Origin of the sequence: Rosistilla oblonga (assembly GCF_007751715.1) — a bacterium.
Classification (GTDB): domain Bacteria; phylum Planctomycetota; class Planctomycetia; order Pirellulales; family Pirellulaceae; genus Rosistilla; species Rosistilla oblonga.
The window spans coordinates 459,025-474,882 of sequence record NZ_CP036292.1 but is presented as its reverse complement, the minus strand read 5'-3'; the positions used below and the strand labels follow the sequence as shown (position 1 = coordinate 474,882).

Sequence of the window (15,858 nt, the reverse complement as noted above, 5' to 3'; positions counted from 1 at the left end):
TCAGCCGACAAGCGCTGGCGACCAATACCGTTCAACGAAGCGTAGTGGACGAGGTTACGAGTCCTTTTGCATCAGACCAAATCGCTGGGACTCGTAGCCTCCTGTCGATTACCCACAAGTCATTGGTCTGGTCCGAAGGCTTGCCAGCAGAGGGCGAAGTCGAGCATTCGCCGCGTGCCTCGCCAGATCACTTCGGCTCCCGGCGGACCGTCGCCTTCGCGGTGATTGTAGCCGCCAAGGGTCGCAAGGACCGGGATGAATTGTGACAGCTCAGGAGCTTGCTTTGGGGGAGCCGTCTTTTCCACCACTTTCCAGACCGACTTCCATTCCGCTTCGCTGAAGACGACATCACAGGGAAGCTCTGGACACTCGCGGCCTAAGAAGGTCACAAACATGATCCGCCATGCGATCACTTTGTAAAACATCAACGCGCGGATCAGTCGGTCTCTCGCTTCGAGTTGAATCTCTTCGACCCGGCAGCCAGTTTTGAAAACTCGAAAGAATACTTCGATTGGCCAACGAGCCACATACAAATCCACAATCCGCAGCGTCTGGGCAATCGTGTCGACCGGCAGAGAACTCAGTAACAGCCAGTCGACTTCGGTTCCGTCGCCTGGGCCATCGATCTCGCTCACCCAAACGACACTGATCTCGACCGGCGGCATCGAAGACTGCTTGTTGTGTGGCGCACGAAGAGTCATCCGTTTCGCTCGAATTTCTAACTTCGCAGTGCGTGCTTCACGGCCGGGGTGTTGTTTGTTTCCTGATCCTTTGGTTCGCTTGGGCGTTTGGGGAAGCTGGACTTCGCGGTAAGCGACCGGCTGGGCGGATGCGATTTCGGCACGCATTTTCCTATAAGCCGCAGGCCCGCCATCGGGGTCTTTCTCCGGCAACGAGCGTTTTCGCTGCGAGCGAATGACGAACTGAGCCGGTGTTTCATGCTGATCGGCTTCGACGAAAATGTCGTAGATGTCTCCTTCGCGATCGGCCAGCGAAACGATCTGAGTTTCAGGACATTTCCCGGCGATCTCGCAGGCCTTGCGATAACCATCGAGCCATCGTTGCCCTTCGCCGGTGTGTAGGGGTTGGCCTTCTCGCTTCTTGCTGGTGCCGAGCGTTTCTTTGTCGCGATCGTAGAACTTAACACCGACCACCCCGAGACAAAGTTTCTCTGGAGTGAAGGCGATGTGGGAATGATCGTAAAGTCCACGGCGGCCTAAGCGATCGAGATTACGGACGCCTTCGGGCGGATGCGCGGTGTAGTCCAGTTCGGTGGTATCTTGTGCGATACAAACGGTGTCTTGGGCTTTGATTCGTTGGAGTGTCTTTTCAGCGTGAGCCCCGAGAATGGCTTCGGGATCGACGTTGGGGTTATCGAATAGACGGTAGGCGGCTTTGGTTTCGTCCCAGCCACTGCAAGCTTCGTTGATACTGGCCGAAGGGTTGGCCGCCAGCGAGGCGAGCAACGCTTCGGCTCGATCGTTGAGACGTTTGTCTCCAAGTTGAATATCTTGAAATTCGTATGCGATACTGGTCGGTTGCATGCTTTCACCTTAAGATTTCATTGTGCAAAATGAAATACTACAAGCGCAAATACCGTGCCAAAACGAGCTGTTTTTGCGGCGACTTGTGGGTAATCAACAGCTCGTAACCTCGACCACTACGTCCCGCCGCTAAGTCTTCCCACGGTCCGAGGCTCCTTCGCTGAACGGTATTGCGCTGGCGCCGAAAACAGGTGTCGGCGAGGTTAGCGATCTCCTATTTCCGCGTGATTTCCGGAGTTGGTTGCGGTATGCTGGAGCGGTAAGCTGCAAGTGCATTGCGGTCCACCTGCCCGCCAAATTTGGTCCCCCACCCTGCCCTTCCGCTGCGTTATCAGCGCGGCCTTCACGCATGAATGACGTAAACACTCGATACTCTCTGCGCGACAGCAAAGGCTTCCTGCCGCTGATCGCTTGGATATTGCTAACGATGTGCTCCGCCGCGTTGCATACGTCGGCGGCCGACGAGCGGCCGAGCCTTGAAGAATTGAAAGCCGTTGGCGCACAGAAGTCACGATTCAAGAACGCGCAGCCGAGCGCGGAACCTCCGGCTCATCCAGAGCCGGATCTGGCGGAGTTCCGCGAGACGATTGGGCCGATCTTGAAACAAGCCTGTTTCGATTGCCACGGCCCCGATGCGCAAGAGGGGAACGTGCGGATCGATACGCTCGATCCCGATCTCTTGTCGGGGGCAGACGTCGACTGGTGGACCGAAGTTTTTGCAGCGATCAGTAAAGGCGAAATGCCACCGCCCGACGAAGGTGAACTGACGGACGAGGATCGCGAAAAGGTCGTCAACTGGCTGGCCAATGAAATGCAAGTCGCGTCGACTGTGCGACGCCGATCGGGCGGGCATTCTGCGTTTCGACGGATGACGCGTTACGAATACAACTACGCATTGCAAGACTTGTTGGGTCTGCCTTGGGACTTTGCCAAAGACCTGCCGCCGGAATCGCATTCGGAGGACGGTTTTCAGAACAGCTCCGAACTGCTGCACATGTCGGTCTCGCAGTTTGAAACCTATCATCGGATCGCCCGAACAGCACTCGCTCGCGCCACGGTTCGCGGCCAGCGGCCGGCCGTGCGGCACTGGGGCGTGTCGATGAAAGATGTGGCTAACTTCGAATGGCCCAAGCAAGCTAAAGAGATTGAAAAGGTAACCAAACAGTTCAAGGAAGATCCTGCCAAGCAGCAGGAGGAACTGGACAAACTGGATGCGAAGTTTAAGCAATCGCATCGCGGAGCCTACTTTCGCGAACTGTCGACCGGCCGCACCGCCGCGGCTACGTGGCAGTACTATGGAGCTAAATACGCTTTCGCCCCGACCGACTCGCCGGCCGAGTTTCCCGATTCGTTCGATACGGTCGCCGTCCTGCCAGCCAATCGTGGCACCAAGCTGATCGTAGAACTTGGGAACCAAGTCCCCGACGAGGGAACGATGCGAGTTCGCGTTCGCGCCTCGCGGACCACCAGCGACGATTCCCCGGCCCCAAGCATGCAGATGCTGTTCGGTTGGCAAGCGAGCAACGAGGGGCGAGCACTGATCCGGGTCAGCGAACAAGACACGCTGATCACCGCTGGGCCCGACCAACCGGAGATCTATCAATGGGATTTTCCGCTGGGCGAGATTTACCCTCGCAACTCCGTGCGGAAGACGTCGCCGATGGGCGTGACGCCCAGTCCGTCGGAATACATCCGCTTGGCCAACAGCACGCCCTCTCCAGGAGACATTCAAGTCGACTATGTCGAGATCTCCGCGCCGGTCTACGACCAATGGCCGCCGGCGTCCCACAAGAAGATCTTTTTCGACAGCAAAAACGCTGACGATGAGCCGGCTTACGCGCGAGAGATCATCGCCGCGTTCATGCACCGCGCATGGCGACGCACGGTCAGCGAGGACGAACTCGACCGGAAACTTAAGCTGTTCGACACACTGCGACCGCAATGCAACAGCTTTGAAGAAGCGGTCACCGAAGTCCTGGCAACGATCCTTTCGTCGCCTCACTTTCTGTACATCGCACAGGACCAAGCGGATGAAACGCCGGAGTCTCCATCGGAACGGCAACCGCTTTCACCACACGAATTGGCGACACGTTTATCGATGTTCCTGTGGTGTAGCCTACCCGATGAAGAACTATTAAAACTGGCCGACAGCGGCCAACTAGCCGACTCGCAAACGCTGACCGAACAGGTCCAACGGATGCTGGCGGATCCTCGATCCGAGCGATTTGCGAAGCAGTTTGTCCACCAGTGGCTGGACCTGCAATTGCTCGATTTCCTGAACATCAAACAAAACGTCCGCGGCTTTGATCCGCTGCTGAAAGAAGCGATGCAGCACGAACCGATCGCGTTGTTTCACGAGGTGCTGAAGCACGACGAAAGCGTCCTGAATTTCATTCACACCGATTTCGCGATGGCTAACGAACGACTCGCCCGGCACTATGGGTTGAAGGGGGTTCGCGGGAATCATTTCCGCCGCGTAGCGTTAGACGGCGACTTCAAACTCGGCGGCATCCTGACTCAGGCCGGCCTGTTGGCGATGAATTCCGATTGGCCCGATTCCCATCCGCTGAAGCGAGGCGTCTGGCTGCTGGAAAGCATCCTCAACGATCCGCCACCGCCACCGCCTCCCGCGGTTCCGCAAATCGATCTCGCTGATCCGGAGATCGCGAAGATGACGCTGAAGGAACGGATCGAAGACCACCGCAATCACGCGGCCTGCATGTCGTGCCACGTGAAGATCGATCCCTGGGGAATCGCATTTGAAAACTACGACGCCTTAGGGCGATGGCGAAACGAGATCGATGGGAAACCAGTCTCTGCGTCGAGCGAACTTTTCAACCGCGAGACGCTCGACGGGATGGAGGGCTTGAAGCGGTTCCTGCTAGAAAACCGGCAAGACCAATTTGTCGGGGCGATGGTCCACAAGCTGACCACCTACGCGCTCGGGCGGCCACTGACGTTCGCCGATCGAGCCGATGTCGACACGATCACTGCCGAAGTACGAACCCGTGGCGACGGACTCGCCACGATGATTCAGACAATCATTGCCAGCGAATTGTTTCAAACCCAATAGACGCAACCAAACTTCACCGCCCCCAACCGCAGCGGAGCAACGCTATGAAATTGAACATGAACCGCATCGATCGCCGACGATTCCTGCGAGGGACGGGCCTCGCGTTGGCTCTGCCGATGTTTGGATCTCTCGCCGCTCCGGTAGCGCGTGGCGCGGCAGCCCGCGCGAATCCAAAACGCCTGGGATGCTTCTACTTTCCCGACGGCGTTCCGATGCCACTGGCCGAAGATCCCGCCTACCAGGACTGGGCTTGGTTCCCCCATCGCAACGGCGACGATTTCACTTTCACCAAGTGCATGCAACCACTGGAACCGCTGCGCGATGAAATAACCGTCTTATCAGGATTCTCGCATCCGAAGAGCCGCAATTCGCATGGCCACAACAACGCGGACCAGTTCCTGACCGGAGCTGCCACCGGCGGAGGCGACATGGAATACGCAAACACGATCTCGTTGGATCAAGAATACGTGAAGGTTGTGGGGGACCAAACGCGATTTGCATCGTTGGTGATGTCGACCGACGGAGGCACCGGGACCGCTCGCGGCGCTCACACGATCTCGTTCGATCGCAACGGCCGAGCGATCCCCGCCGAACACCGCCCGAAACAGATCTTCGACATGTTGTTCGTCAAGAGCGACGGCGATTCAGCTCGACGGTTGGCACTCAGCCGCAGCGCACTGGACGACATGCTGGTCGATGCGCGTTCGCTTCGTAAGACGCTCTCGTCGGCCGATCAACAGAACCTGGACGAATACCTCGACTCGGTCCGCCAAGCGGAGATCAAAGTCGAAAAGGCGAAACGCTGGATCAACGCTCCACTGCCAAAGATCGATGGCGATCACCTGAACCTGGAACTGACGACCGACGAACCTCGCGAGTACCTACAAACGATGTTCGAGCTGATCTATCTAGCGTTCAAGACCGATTCGACTCGCGTCGCAACCTATCAGATCGGCCGCGAAAACGGCGTCGGACGAAGCGATCACCTAGCTCGCGCCGTTGGATTCAACCTGGCACATCAGTTGTCGCACGAGACCAAAAATCCTGGCGGCTGGAAGAACTTTGCCATCTATTGCCAGTTCCTCAACGAAGAATACGGGCGATTTATCGGCAAGCTGAAACAGACTCCCGAACCGGCCGGCACGGGAACGATGCTGGACAACACGCTGCTGTTGTTTGGATCGGCATCGAGCGCCTTCCATCTATCCCGCAACTACCCGCTGATTTTGGCCGGGGGCAAACAGATGGGCTTCAAGCATGGCCAATACATCGATCATGCAGGCAGCAACCCTCAGGGCGGTGCTTGGGACGGAGGGCAAGAGCCATGGCAGAAGAAAGTCACGCACGAGGACACGCCGCTGTCGAACCTGTTCGCCACGATGCTTCAGCGACTCGGATCGCCAACTCAATCATTCGCCGACAGCACCGGCACAATCGACAACATTTAATTCAAACGACACCGAAGTTGGTGTCGAGGATCTAGCCGATCCAGCCGTGGTGCGCGTTCGGCTGAAGCCTCGACTCCAGCGCGACGCTAGCCGCGAGCGACGGGCGGGATGAGTCCATCCAAGACGTTTTGGATCGTCGAGTTCAGCACCTTACGAACCATGATCCGATCGCCAGGGCGAAGTGCGTAATCGGTACCGGTGCTGACGCGGCCTTTACCGTCGAACGTGACGGCCATTTTCACACCATCCATCTCACCGGCACCGCTGCGCAACAGGACGATGTCCAGCCCGTTGTATTTCGATTTCAATCCGGTCTGACGAAGCAGGTCGTTCATGAACACAGTCTTCCCATCGGTGGGAAGCGGAATCACTCGCATCGGCTTCTCGGCACCTTCGACTTGCAAGACGATCGAATTGGTTTGCCGCGCGGTCTGCACGGCTCGGAACATCGCAGCCTCGGGCGATTCGTGTAGCGTCGCCTCATTTGGTGCATCGCTATCGTCCGACGGAAAGAGCGCCAGGCTAGCACATCCGGTGTTCAGCAGGCAGAAAGCCAGCAGGGGAGCGACCAAGCAATTCGAGCGGCGAGGTGACATGATGAGGTTTCCCAATCGCGGGTAGATACGGATTTGCAAGCAGCGATTCGCTGCGTCGTTGAACAATTCGCTCAGCCCCCCGGCTGGGAAACAAAGGCCACGGAATCCGGGCAATACGCTTCCACTTTGATTCCCGATCGGCTGCCAAGCCCGGCAGACTTTAACGATTATGCCGATTGCCGCAGATTTGTTTGCTAGCAGCCCTCTGACACTTTCGCCGAGATTTCGGTAGAATCTCCGCCAATTTGATTGGATGCGACAGACAGCCACTCCGCCACCTCACGACAGCTGAGCCCCATGTCCAAAACCTTGCTGGAACCACCATCGGGCTGGAACCGCCGCCACTTGCTCGGATTGCAAGATCTCTCAGTCGATGAGCTGCGGACACTTCTAGACACCGCTCAACAATTGAAGGAAGCGACCAACAACTGTCGCGAAAAATTGTCGCTGCTAGCAGGCAAGACCTGCGCCAACCTGTTCTTCGAGAACAGCACTCGCACGCGAAACAGTTTCTCTTTGGCCGCCAAACGCCTGGGGGCCGACACCGTCGAATTCTCCTCCTCCGGCAGCAGCGTCGCCAAAGGGGAAACGTTCATCGATACCGCCAAGACGATCGAAGCGATGGGAGTCGATTGGGTCGTGACGCGGCACCAAACACCCGGCACGCCCCATCTGCTCGCTCGCGAACTCTCCTGTTCGGTCCTCAACGCTGGCGACGGCCCTCACGAACACCCAACTCAAGGCTTGCTGGACATCCTGACGATTCGCCAACATCGCGGGAACATCGATGGCCTGACCGTCGCGCTTGTCGGCGACATCGCGCACAGCCGAACCGCTCGATCGAACATCTGGGGACTGAAGAAGCTCGGCGCGCACGTGATCCTGTGCGGCCCGTCGACTCTCGTTTCCCATCGCTGGCGTGAACTGGATGTCGAAGTCGCTTACAGCCTCGACGAAATCCTGCCGCGGTGCGACGTCCTGAACCTGCTGCGAATCCAGTTTGAACGGCAGACGACGCGCCCTTTCCCATCGGTTCACGAATACGCCAACCTGTATGCGATGAACGCCGACCGGATGCGTCGCAGCAAATCGGACATCCTGATCATGGCGCCCGGCCCGATCAATCGCGGTGTCGAGATCACGCCCGAAGTTGCCGACGGTCCGCACTCGGTGATTTTGGAACAAGTCACCAACGGGATCGCGGTCCGGATGGCGGCCCTTTGGCTGCTGGCAAACGCCCCCCACAACTCCTCCTCCAGCGAACCGATCGTCCACTGACCATGACACCACTGCTGATCGAAAACGGCCGCCTCGTCGACCCCTCGCAATCGATCGATCGCGTGGCCCGCGTGCTTGTCACCGGCGGGCTGATCGCGGCGATCAATCCCGACGATGGCGACCTGCCGCCAAACGTCCGACGCATCGATGCCCGCGGCCGAATCGTCGCCCCGGGCCTGATCGATCTGGGAACCGAACTTCGTGAACCGGGTCGCGAAGAGGATGAGACGATCGAAACCGGCGGCAACGCAGCGCTTGCCGGCGGGTTCACGACGATCCTTTGCGCCGCGAACACCTACCCGCCGATCGATTCCCCCGGCGCTGTCGAGTTTGTTCGCCAAAAGGCGCAGCGAGCTCGCACCTGCCGAATCCACGTGATCGCTTGCCTGAGTCGCGGTCGCGAGGGAGTCGACATGGCGGAACTGGGACTGCTGGCCGAAGCTGGCGCGGTCGGTTTCAGCGACGCACCGCGGCCGACGTCCAACAGCGCTCTACTGAAGAAAGCGCTTGAATATTGCCACATGCTGGACCTGCCGATCTACGACCTGCCGCTGGTCCCCGAACTGACCGGCAGCGGCGTGATGCACGAAGGCCGCGTCTCGACGATCCTTGGATTACAGGGACTGCCGACCGAAGCCGAAGACCTCGCCGTGACCCGCGATCTGCGACTAGCCGAAGCGACCGGCGGGCGACTGCACATCGGCCCAATCAGCACTCTGCAAGGCGTGGAGCTGATCAAGCGAGCCAAGCAGCGCGGGATCAGCATCTCCGCCAGCGTCTGGCCGCAAACTCTTTCGTCGATGACCGACAGAGAACTCGAATCGTTCGACGCGCGATTTAAAGTCCGCCCGCCGCTGCGAAACGAGCGACATATCGAAGTCTGCCGCGAGGCGTTGATCGACGGCACGATCGACTGCATCTCCACCGGGCACACGCCGCGGGCTCGCGAAAAGAAAGTCAACGACCTCGACCTCGCGCCGTTTGGCATGGTCAGCCTGGAGACGACGCTCGCTTCGATCAACACCGACATGATCCGCTCTGGCCTGCTCTCCTGGCCCGACGCGATCACTCGGCTATCGACTCGCCCCGCCGAGATCGCAGGCGTTCCCGGCGGCAGCTTAAAACCTGGTTCGCCAGCAGACATCGTGATCATCGATCCCGACGTCGCCTGGACCGTTCGCGGCGATGAATTTCAATCCCGCAGCAACAGCACGCCCTGGGAAGGGAAGGAGCTGTTCGGGCAAGCGACTCATGCGATCGTCGGCGGTGAAGTTCGCTTCGAACGCCACGCGTAGGCCCTGCACAAACGGCCTAAATTCGCTGTTCTGCCACCACGAGGAATCTACTACAATCGGAGGATCGCGTTGAGCAACCGCTTCAACCACAATCGACTCCCATTGAACAATCTCTTCGAGGTACGCACGGATGGCTCGCTACATTACCTGCTTTTTGCTGCTGGCATTGGCTACTCCACCGCAACCGGCGTCCGCCCAAAGTGCTGAAGAGGGCATTGTACTCGCTGCCTCGGCGGTACTCAGCCAAGCGATGTCGACGTCGCTGAACCAGATCCCGCGATCGATGCTGACAGACGCGCATGGCGTGGCGATCATCCCCAATGTGATCAAAGGGGGCTTCATTATCGGCGCCCGCCACGGCCGCGGACTGCTGTTCGTTCGCGATCCTAATGGAATCTGGCACGCTCCGGTTTTCATCACCTTGACCGGTGGCAACATCGGCTGGCAAGCCGGCCTCCAATCGTCGGACATCGTCTTGGTATTCAAGACTGCCAAAAGCGTTGAAGGCATCCTGTCGGGCACGCTGACGATCGGTGCCGATGCAGCCGCAGCGGCCGGCCCCGTCGGACTCCAAGGCGCGGTGGCGACCGACGGACGACTACAGGCAGAGATTTATTCCTACTCGCGCAGCCGCGGCCTGTTCGCGGGCGTAGCGATCGACGGCTCGGTCTTGCAAATCGACCAACTATCCACCGGAACCTACTACCGCAGTCCAGCGCCGGGACAACCGGTTGTGATCCCGCCAGCGGCACAAGAGCTGACGCAGCGGATCGCCAATTACGCCGCCGGAGTCGCTCCCACCGAAGGGACCTCGACAAGCCAGATGCCACCGTTGGCCCAACGCTACACGGCACAAGAATCGGACGTGCTCCGCGGCCAGCTTCTGCAGATCGCCCCCAAACTGTTCGCCTTGCTCGACGAACAATGGAAGACCTACCTCGCTCTCCCCTTCTCAGCGACAGCAGATGGTGCGCCCCCCACGCCGCAACAAGTCCAACAAACTCTCGCCCATTTCCAATCGGTGGCGACCAATCCGCAGTTCCAACAACTGGCCGCGCGTCCCGAATTCCAGTCGGTCTACGGACTGTTGCAACACTACCAGCAATCGCTCACACCAAACACCCAAACCTTGCAACTGCCTCCGCCCCCCACAGCGACTCCCACGGCAACTCCGCCCCCGGCAGTCCCGGCGCGATAGTTAGCGACGTCGCTCGCAAATGACGACGCTCTTTTGCGGAGCTGCTTTAACGACGCAGCTTGCGAAACTCCGCGTCCAACTGCTCAAATAGCGTACGCAAATCACCTGAATCCATCGCCTGCAAAGCCTCTTCACCGGAAGACGGCCGCCCGAGAAATTGCTGATACGCTAAGATCTGACCAATCATTGCTCCTTCTTGACGCCCTTCTTGACGCCCTTCCTGGCGGCCCTCTTCTTTCCATTCTTCTGCGATTGTTGGCATAGCCGATGCTCCTTCGGATTGCATCACGCGAGTAAACACAGTCACCAATTCTTGCCGCGAGACGCGGTCGGTGCCGACCACGAGATAGCGAAGAATTGTTTCGATACTCTCAAGCGCCGTCGCCAGCGGCAACAAGCGGTGAAACAGCGTCACCGCTAGCGATGTAGCTTGCGAAACTCTGCCTCCAACTGCTGAAACAGCGCACGCAACTCGTCCGCACCCATCGCCAGCAACGCCTCTTCACCGGAAGTCGGCCGACCAAGAAATTGCTGATAGGCTAAGACCTGACCAATCATTGCTCCTTCCTGACGCCCTTCCTGACGTCCTTCTTGGCGTCCTTCTTGGCGTCCTTCTTCTTTCCACTCTTCTGCGATTGTTGGCATAGCCGATGCTCCTTCGGATTGCATCACGCGAGTAAACACAGTCACCAACTCCTGCCGCGAGACGCGGTCGGTGCCGACCACGAGATAGCGAAGAATTGTTTCGATACTCTCAAGCGCCGTCGCTGGCGGCAGCAAGCGGTGAAATAGCGACAGGATCTCGGGCAAACGCTCCGGCAACTCATCCCGCCGTATATATTTTAGCAGCGTCATGTAGGCGAGGAAGACCGATTCTCGCCGCAACTCCGCGTCGCTGCAGCCGCTCAAATCGAGCAGCGGCATGTCGAAGTCCGGAATATAACCGCGAAAAGCCGCGGGTGCATGAATCAGTTCAGGCAACCGCCGCGGAGCATTCCACGACCGCACACCGTGATACAAAATCAAGGGAATCACGCAACAAAGCGGCTGACCGTTGCGTTGACGCTGCTCGTTGATCGCGACCATATAACGGAGCACTTGAAACACCGCCTGCTCGTCGACAACCGACTTGTGCTCGAACAACAGCATCACAAACGCATCCCCTCCGCCTGCCAACTCCACCTGAAAAACCAAATCCGAGAGCCCACCCCGTAACGTTTTATCGACAAACGTCTCCTTGGCCGGCACAAGCGTTTCAAGATCCAACTCTGCAACCACCTCCGCTGGCAACTGCCACCGCACCAACTCGCGGACATGATCGGTGTCGCCCAACAACCGCCGCACAAACCGATCGTGCGGGTTCTTCAGCCGATCGTCACTCTCCTCCGGATCCTCATCCATCGACAAACGCCTCCGCGGGAACCACCTGCGACACTCGACATCCTAACACCGCGATAAGCCGGGCGTCGACACTCACACCCTACCAGCGGGACCTACTAGCCCGTCGTCCCAGCCGCCCCTTACTTTCTGTTGACAACTGTCAACAGGAAATCTATCATTAACGAGATGCCCCGCCCTCGACACCCCAACAAGCACATCGAAAATGCGATCCAATTCGCTGAATCGCTGGGCTGGCGTGTCGAATTGCCGGGAGGACACGCTTGGGGTCGACTTCATTGCCCACAGAGCAGCCAGTCAGGCTGCATCGTCAGCATTTGGTCGACTCCCCGAAATCCGGAAAACCACGCACGACACATCTGGCGAGAAGTGGACCGATGCCCGCACGTTGACACGACGACCGCCATCGACAAGTAACCGGAACAAGAACATGACTGAGCGCGAACCCGAATTCGACTTCACCCTGCTGCTCGATGGAGTTGACACGATAACTCCCAGCTTAGAAGACTCACTTTTCCAGGCGGGCTGCGACGATGCCACGATCAGCTTGCGGTTCGGTCGTATCTACTTAACATTTTCGCGTTCCGCACCCTCACTGAAAGACGCGATCTTAAGCGCGATCAAAAGTGTCCGCGACTCAGGCATCCCCGCGACGGTACTCCGAGTTGATACGTGCGAACTGGTAACTCAAGCGGACATCGCTCGCCGAATCGATCGCAGCCGCCAGCTTGTAAACCAATACATCAACGGATCGCGAGGACCAGGCGGTTTCCCAGCCCCCGCATGCAACATCACCGACGGTGCTTTACTGTGGAATTGGTGCGAAGTCGCCCACTGGCTCTGGGAAAACAACTTCATCAAAAAATCCGACCTCAAAGACGCCCAAGATCTCACCATCATCAACAGCGTCCTCGAACTCGAACACCAACGTCAGCGATCCCCAGACCTAACCAAAGAAATCATCACAGCGTTGTGCTAATCGCATCGCAGCCCAGCCACCCGCTTCCCAAAACGGCAACAATAGAACTGATGCTTCGCCGACGGAGCGGCTATCCAACGACTGCGAACAACGGGCGTGTCACTCGACTCGCCATTGGATCACGAGCACGCCGCCGAAGCTGTGCGTGGCGAACTTTAAGCGTTTGCCGCCGGCGGCGCGGTCTGCTTGACGCGAGGCAAACGACTGCAGCAGTTCAGCGACGTCTTGATGACGCCGCTGCGGAACGCGCGCTACGATCCATAACATCTCGCGATCGGAGGAATTCCGATCGGCCGACTGCTGCCGAAAGCGAAGCAACTCCTCTTCGCTGACGCCAGCCAGCGGAACGACTTCGCGCAGTGGATAGATATTATTCACGGGACAACACAGATACTGAAGGAACATCGCGGATTCAGCACCACGTCCCTCGCTGCGACTCCGCTCCCATCGCTTCGCTTCGATCAAGCCTGCATCGACGGCGACCGGTTGCCCCGCAATGCGAAGCTCGTCGATTGCAGCAACCGCAGACCGCCAGTCCTCGCCGCGATGCACCAGGTGCAGATCGCGACGCAGTAGGTTTTCCAACGTTCCCTGCCAGAAGAGCAATACGATGACGGGAACCACCGCTGCGGCCAGCATCGCCATCGGCGAAGATACCAACCGACCAGAAAGTCGCCACGGTCGCAGCGACGCAAAAAACCCGCGGATCGCGGCGAGCCAGAGCCCCGCCGATCCCCACGCCAAGACCGGCAGAAGGCCGACAATGTAGCGACGATGCCAAACTGCGGAGACCTTCAGCGTCGCCAATCCGTACGCAACCAAAGTGACCAACACAACCGCGGCGACAAACGGAAGCCACCGCCGCATTCGAAACCGAGCCCCTGCCAAACGGGCGAGCACCAGCAAGGACAACGGAATCAAAAACGCTGGCCCCCAAGGCCACATCGCGCCGATGTCGCCAAAGCCGACCGACAGATTCTCGCTCAGCGAATTCGCCCCGTTCAACGGCCGCGGAACGGCAAACGCTTCCCACTCCCCTCGCCTGCCCCACAACTGAACGATCGCGCGGTACTCCACAGCCGCCGCAACGCCGACAGCACTCCAGACCAACATCGCATCGACAGCAACACTCGCTACCGAAGCACCGCTCCAACGCTGCCGGACGATTTGCTTCACCGCAAACGCAACCAAGACTCCCGCAGCGACCAACAGCGCCGTGTAGTGCGTCCAGAACAAAGCGGCGACGACAACGACCAACGCGATCGCTCGCCAAAACCTGCGACGATCGAGAGCACCAGCGCAGACCAGCACTAATAGCGTCGACAACAGAATTACCGCAGCATAGGGACGCAGTTCGGTGCCAAAAAAGATGCTGTTCCGATCGACTGCCAACAGCCCACCAGCCAACAGCCCAAGCAATAGATCGCGATGCAGTCGATAGATACCCACGACCAGCAAGAGACAGCTGCACGCCACCAACAAGACCGAACTAAGACGCAATGCGACCTCAGTATCCCCAACGACCTGATGCCACAACCACATCACCGCGAAGTAGACGGGAGACTGGTTCCCCAACCGAGCTCGCGACGGAACATCGCTAAAATCGCCCCAGATCGTCCACGCGGTGTGGAGCTCGTCGACCCACAGGCTATCGAAGCAAGAAGGAAGCCGCAGAACCAACGCGACCAAAAATACAGCACTCGCCGCCAGCGCAAGCTGCCACGGAGCAACCCGCCCAGTGCGCAACCCTTGCGATTCCGAGCCTGCCGTTCCGATCAAGTCGCTACGCTCGTGCGGTTCTTCTGGGCGACAGTGCGAATCGCCAGGCAAGCCCGATCGATCTGCGCGCGATCGACATCCCGATGCGTTACGAACCGGACAGCTTGCGGACCAAAGGCCATCACCGACACGCCCGCCGCCGCCAACTGATCTCGAAATTCGGCCGCCGTTCCCCAAGCGGGATCGACCGATGCGATCACGATGTTTGTGTCGACCGTGGGCGTCGGCAAATCGATGCCGGGCGAATCGCGAACCGCCTCGGCTAACAATTGAGCATGCGTGTGATCGTCCACCAAACAACCGCGGTGATGCTCGATCGCATACAGCGCGCCGGCAGCAATGATGCCAGCCTGTCGCATCCCACCGCCAAACAGCTTCCGAGCTCGCCGAGCTTCCTGAACAAATTCGTGACTGCCGACCAACGCCGATCCGACAGGAGCTCCCAAGCCTTTACTGAAGCAGACGCTGACCGAATCAAATTCAGCGGCCCAAGTCGCCTCATCGATCCCCGTCGCAGCGACGGCATTCCACAATCGCGCGCCGTCCAGATGCCGCGTCAAACCTTGCTGCTTGGCCCAATCGCAGATCCCTTTCACGTTTTCAAACGGCTGCACGCGACCACCGCCGCGATTGTGAGTGTTCTCCAGCGTGATCATTCGCGTTCGCACCGAATGATCGTTATCGGGGCGGACCATCCCGCGAACCTGATCCAGTCGCAACACGCCCGAATCCCCCTGAATCGTCCGCGCGACCAAACCGCTGAGCGACGCAAACGCTCCCTGCTCGTAGTTGTAGACGTGGCAATCGGCTTCGCAAAGAAACTCCTCCCCACGGCCGCAATGCACACGAATCGCGATCTGATTGGTCATCGACCCGCTGGGCATATAGATTGCCGCCTCTTTGCCAAGCAGTTCCGCCGTCCGCTGTTCCAATCGCTGAACCGTGGGATCGACATCGATCACGTCGTCGCCAACCTCGGCATCCGCCATCGCCTGCCGCATCGCAGCGGTTGGCCGAGTCACGGTATCACTTCGCAAATCGATCATAAAAGGGGCTGTTTTTGCTGAGGAGAAAGGCCGGAAACGCGTGAAGCCCGCGGGAATCCATTTTACGCCAAATGCGATATCAGAGCACCGGGGTGAGCCGCCGAAACGAATTGCCGCCATTGTTCGCAAAAATGGTTTCCATAGCGTAGACTGCGGTGTCGCGGGTCGCCCACCGGGCACTCGCCGGATCCAACAATCCAGGCATCCCCCGATGCCAAGCACAC

The 15,858-nt window shown here is 58.8% G+C and carries 12 protein-coding genes; 6 read left to right on the top strand and 6 right to left on the bottom strand.

The window, feature by feature from the left end:
* Positions 1-119: 119 nt before the first annotated feature.
* Complete coding sequence (locus CA51_RS01725) at positions 120-1,544, bottom strand: IS4 family transposase (protein WP_145117411.1); 1,425 nt, start codon at positions 1,542-1,544, stop codon at positions 120-122.
* Positions 1,545-1,893: 349 nt separating this feature from the next.
* Here CA51_RS01725 and CA51_RS01720 point away from each other — a divergent pair, with 349 nt between their 5' ends.
* Entirely contained in the window at positions 1,894-4,617 is a 2,724-nt protein-coding gene (locus CA51_RS01720) for a DUF1592 domain-containing protein (RefSeq protein WP_231745933.1), read from the top strand.
* A 44-nt stretch (positions 4,618-4,661) separates the two neighbouring features.
* The gene (locus tag CA51_RS01715) at positions 4,662-6,065 is read left to right on the top strand and encodes a DUF1552 domain-containing protein (RefSeq protein ID WP_145117410.1); all 1,404 of its coding nucleotides are present in this window, start codon (positions 4,662-4,664) and stop codon (positions 6,063-6,065) included.
* 86 nt (positions 6,066-6,151) lie between these two features.
* On the opposite strand, the gene CA51_RS01710 is transcribed toward CA51_RS01715, so the two are convergent.
* Positions 6,152-6,661, bottom strand: a complete 510-nt coding sequence (locus CA51_RS01710; RefSeq protein ID WP_145117409.1) for a hypothetical protein — start codon at positions 6,659-6,661, stop codon at positions 6,152-6,154.
* A 297-nt stretch (positions 6,662-6,958) separates the two neighbouring features.
* Between CA51_RS01710 and CA51_RS01705 the strand changes: the two genes are divergently transcribed.
* The 3 genes from CA51_RS01705 to CA51_RS01695 all read left to right on the top strand — a co-directional run bounded on the left by CA51_RS01705 (position 6,959) and on the right by CA51_RS01695 (position 10,432).
* Positions 6,959-7,939 carry an aspartate carbamoyltransferase catalytic subunit gene (locus CA51_RS01705; protein ID WP_145117408.1) on the top strand — a complete coding sequence of 327 codons (981 nt, stop codon included), beginning with the start codon at positions 6,959-6,961 and terminating at the stop codon, positions 7,937-7,939.
* Between the two features lie 2 nt (positions 7,940-7,941).
* Entirely contained in the window at positions 7,942-9,234 is a 1,293-nt protein-coding gene (locus tag CA51_RS01700; protein ID WP_145117407.1) for a dihydroorotase, read from the top strand.
* A 130-nt stretch (positions 9,235-9,364) separates the two neighbouring features.
* Complete coding sequence (locus CA51_RS01695; protein WP_145117406.1) at positions 9,365-10,432, top strand: lipid-binding SYLF domain-containing protein; 1,068 nt, start codon at positions 9,365-9,367, stop codon at positions 10,430-10,432.
* A 46-nt stretch (positions 10,433-10,478) separates the two neighbouring features.
* Here the strand turns inward: CA51_RS01695 and CA51_RS01690 are convergent, their stop codons facing one another.
* Together CA51_RS01690 and CA51_RS01685 are read right to left on the bottom strand one after the other, a co-directional pair.
* A complete protein-coding gene (locus CA51_RS01690) occupies positions 10,479-10,847 on the bottom strand; it encodes a FliH/SctL family protein (RefSeq protein WP_145117405.1) in 369 nt (122 codons plus the stop codon).
* Positions 10,848-10,849: 2 nt separating this feature from the next.
* Positions 10,850-11,833 (bottom strand): Rpn family recombination-promoting nuclease/putative transposase, encoded by a 984-nt coding sequence (locus CA51_RS01685; protein WP_145117404.1) that lies wholly within the window; start codon positions 11,831-11,833, stop codon positions 10,850-10,852.
* Positions 11,834-12,260: 427 nt separating this feature from the next.
* Here CA51_RS01685 and CA51_RS01675 point away from each other — a divergent pair, with 427 nt between their 5' ends.
* On the top strand, positions 12,261-12,809 hold the full coding sequence (locus tag CA51_RS01675; RefSeq protein ID WP_145117402.1) for a hypothetical protein: 549 nt from the start codon (positions 12,261-12,263) through the stop codon (positions 12,807-12,809).
* 99 nt (positions 12,810-12,908) lie between these two features.
* Here CA51_RS01675 and CA51_RS01670 read toward each other — a convergent pair whose 3' ends face one another.
* On the bottom strand, positions 12,909-14,498 hold the full coding sequence (locus CA51_RS01670; protein ID WP_197451513.1) for a glycosyltransferase family 39 protein: 1,590 nt from the start codon (positions 14,496-14,498) through the stop codon (positions 12,909-12,911).
* An 86-nt stretch (positions 14,499-14,584) separates the two neighbouring features.
* Positions 14,585-15,634, bottom strand: a complete 1,050-nt coding sequence (locus CA51_RS01665; RefSeq protein ID WP_145117400.1) for a threonine aldolase family protein — start codon at positions 15,632-15,634, stop codon at positions 14,585-14,587.
* Positions 15,635-15,858: the final 224 nt, after the last annotated feature.

What these genes read in the sequence shown, in the direction of transcription:
- CA51_RS01685 (WP_145117404.1), bottom strand. Translation starts at nt 11,833, where the DNA reads ATGGATGAGGATCCGGAGGAGAGTGACGATCGGCTGAAGAACCCGCAC.
- CA51_RS01700 (WP_145117407.1), top strand. Translation starts at nt 7,942, where the DNA reads ATGACACCACTGCTGATCGAAAACGGCCGCCTCGTCGACCCCTCGCAA.
- CA51_RS01715 (WP_145117410.1), top strand. Translation starts at nt 4,662, where the DNA reads ATGAAATTGAACATGAACCGCATCGATCGCCGACGATTCCTGCGAGGG.
- CA51_RS01725 (WP_145117411.1), bottom strand. Translation starts at nt 1,544, where the DNA reads ATGCAACCGACCAGTATCGCATACGAATTTCAAGATATTCAACTTGGA.
- CA51_RS01710 (WP_145117409.1), bottom strand. Translation starts at nt 6,661, where the DNA reads ATGTCACCTCGCCGCTCGAATTGCTTGGTCGCTCCCCTGCTGGCTTTC.
- CA51_RS01720 (WP_231745933.1), top strand. Translation starts at nt 1,894, where the DNA reads ATGAATGACGTAAACACTCGATACTCTCTGCGCGACAGCAAAGGCTTC.
- CA51_RS01695 (WP_145117406.1), top strand. Translation starts at nt 9,365, where the DNA reads ATGGCTCGCTACATTACCTGCTTTTTGCTGCTGGCATTGGCTACTCCA.
- CA51_RS01705 (WP_145117408.1), top strand. Translation starts at nt 6,959, where the DNA reads ATGTCCAAAACCTTGCTGGAACCACCATCGGGCTGGAACCGCCGCCAC.
- CA51_RS01665 (WP_145117400.1), bottom strand. Translation starts at nt 15,634, where the DNA reads ATGATCGATTTGCGAAGTGATACCGTGACTCGGCCAACCGCTGCGATG.
- CA51_RS01675 (WP_145117402.1), top strand. Translation starts at nt 12,261, where the DNA reads ATGACTGAGCGCGAACCCGAATTCGACTTCACCCTGCTGCTCGATGGA.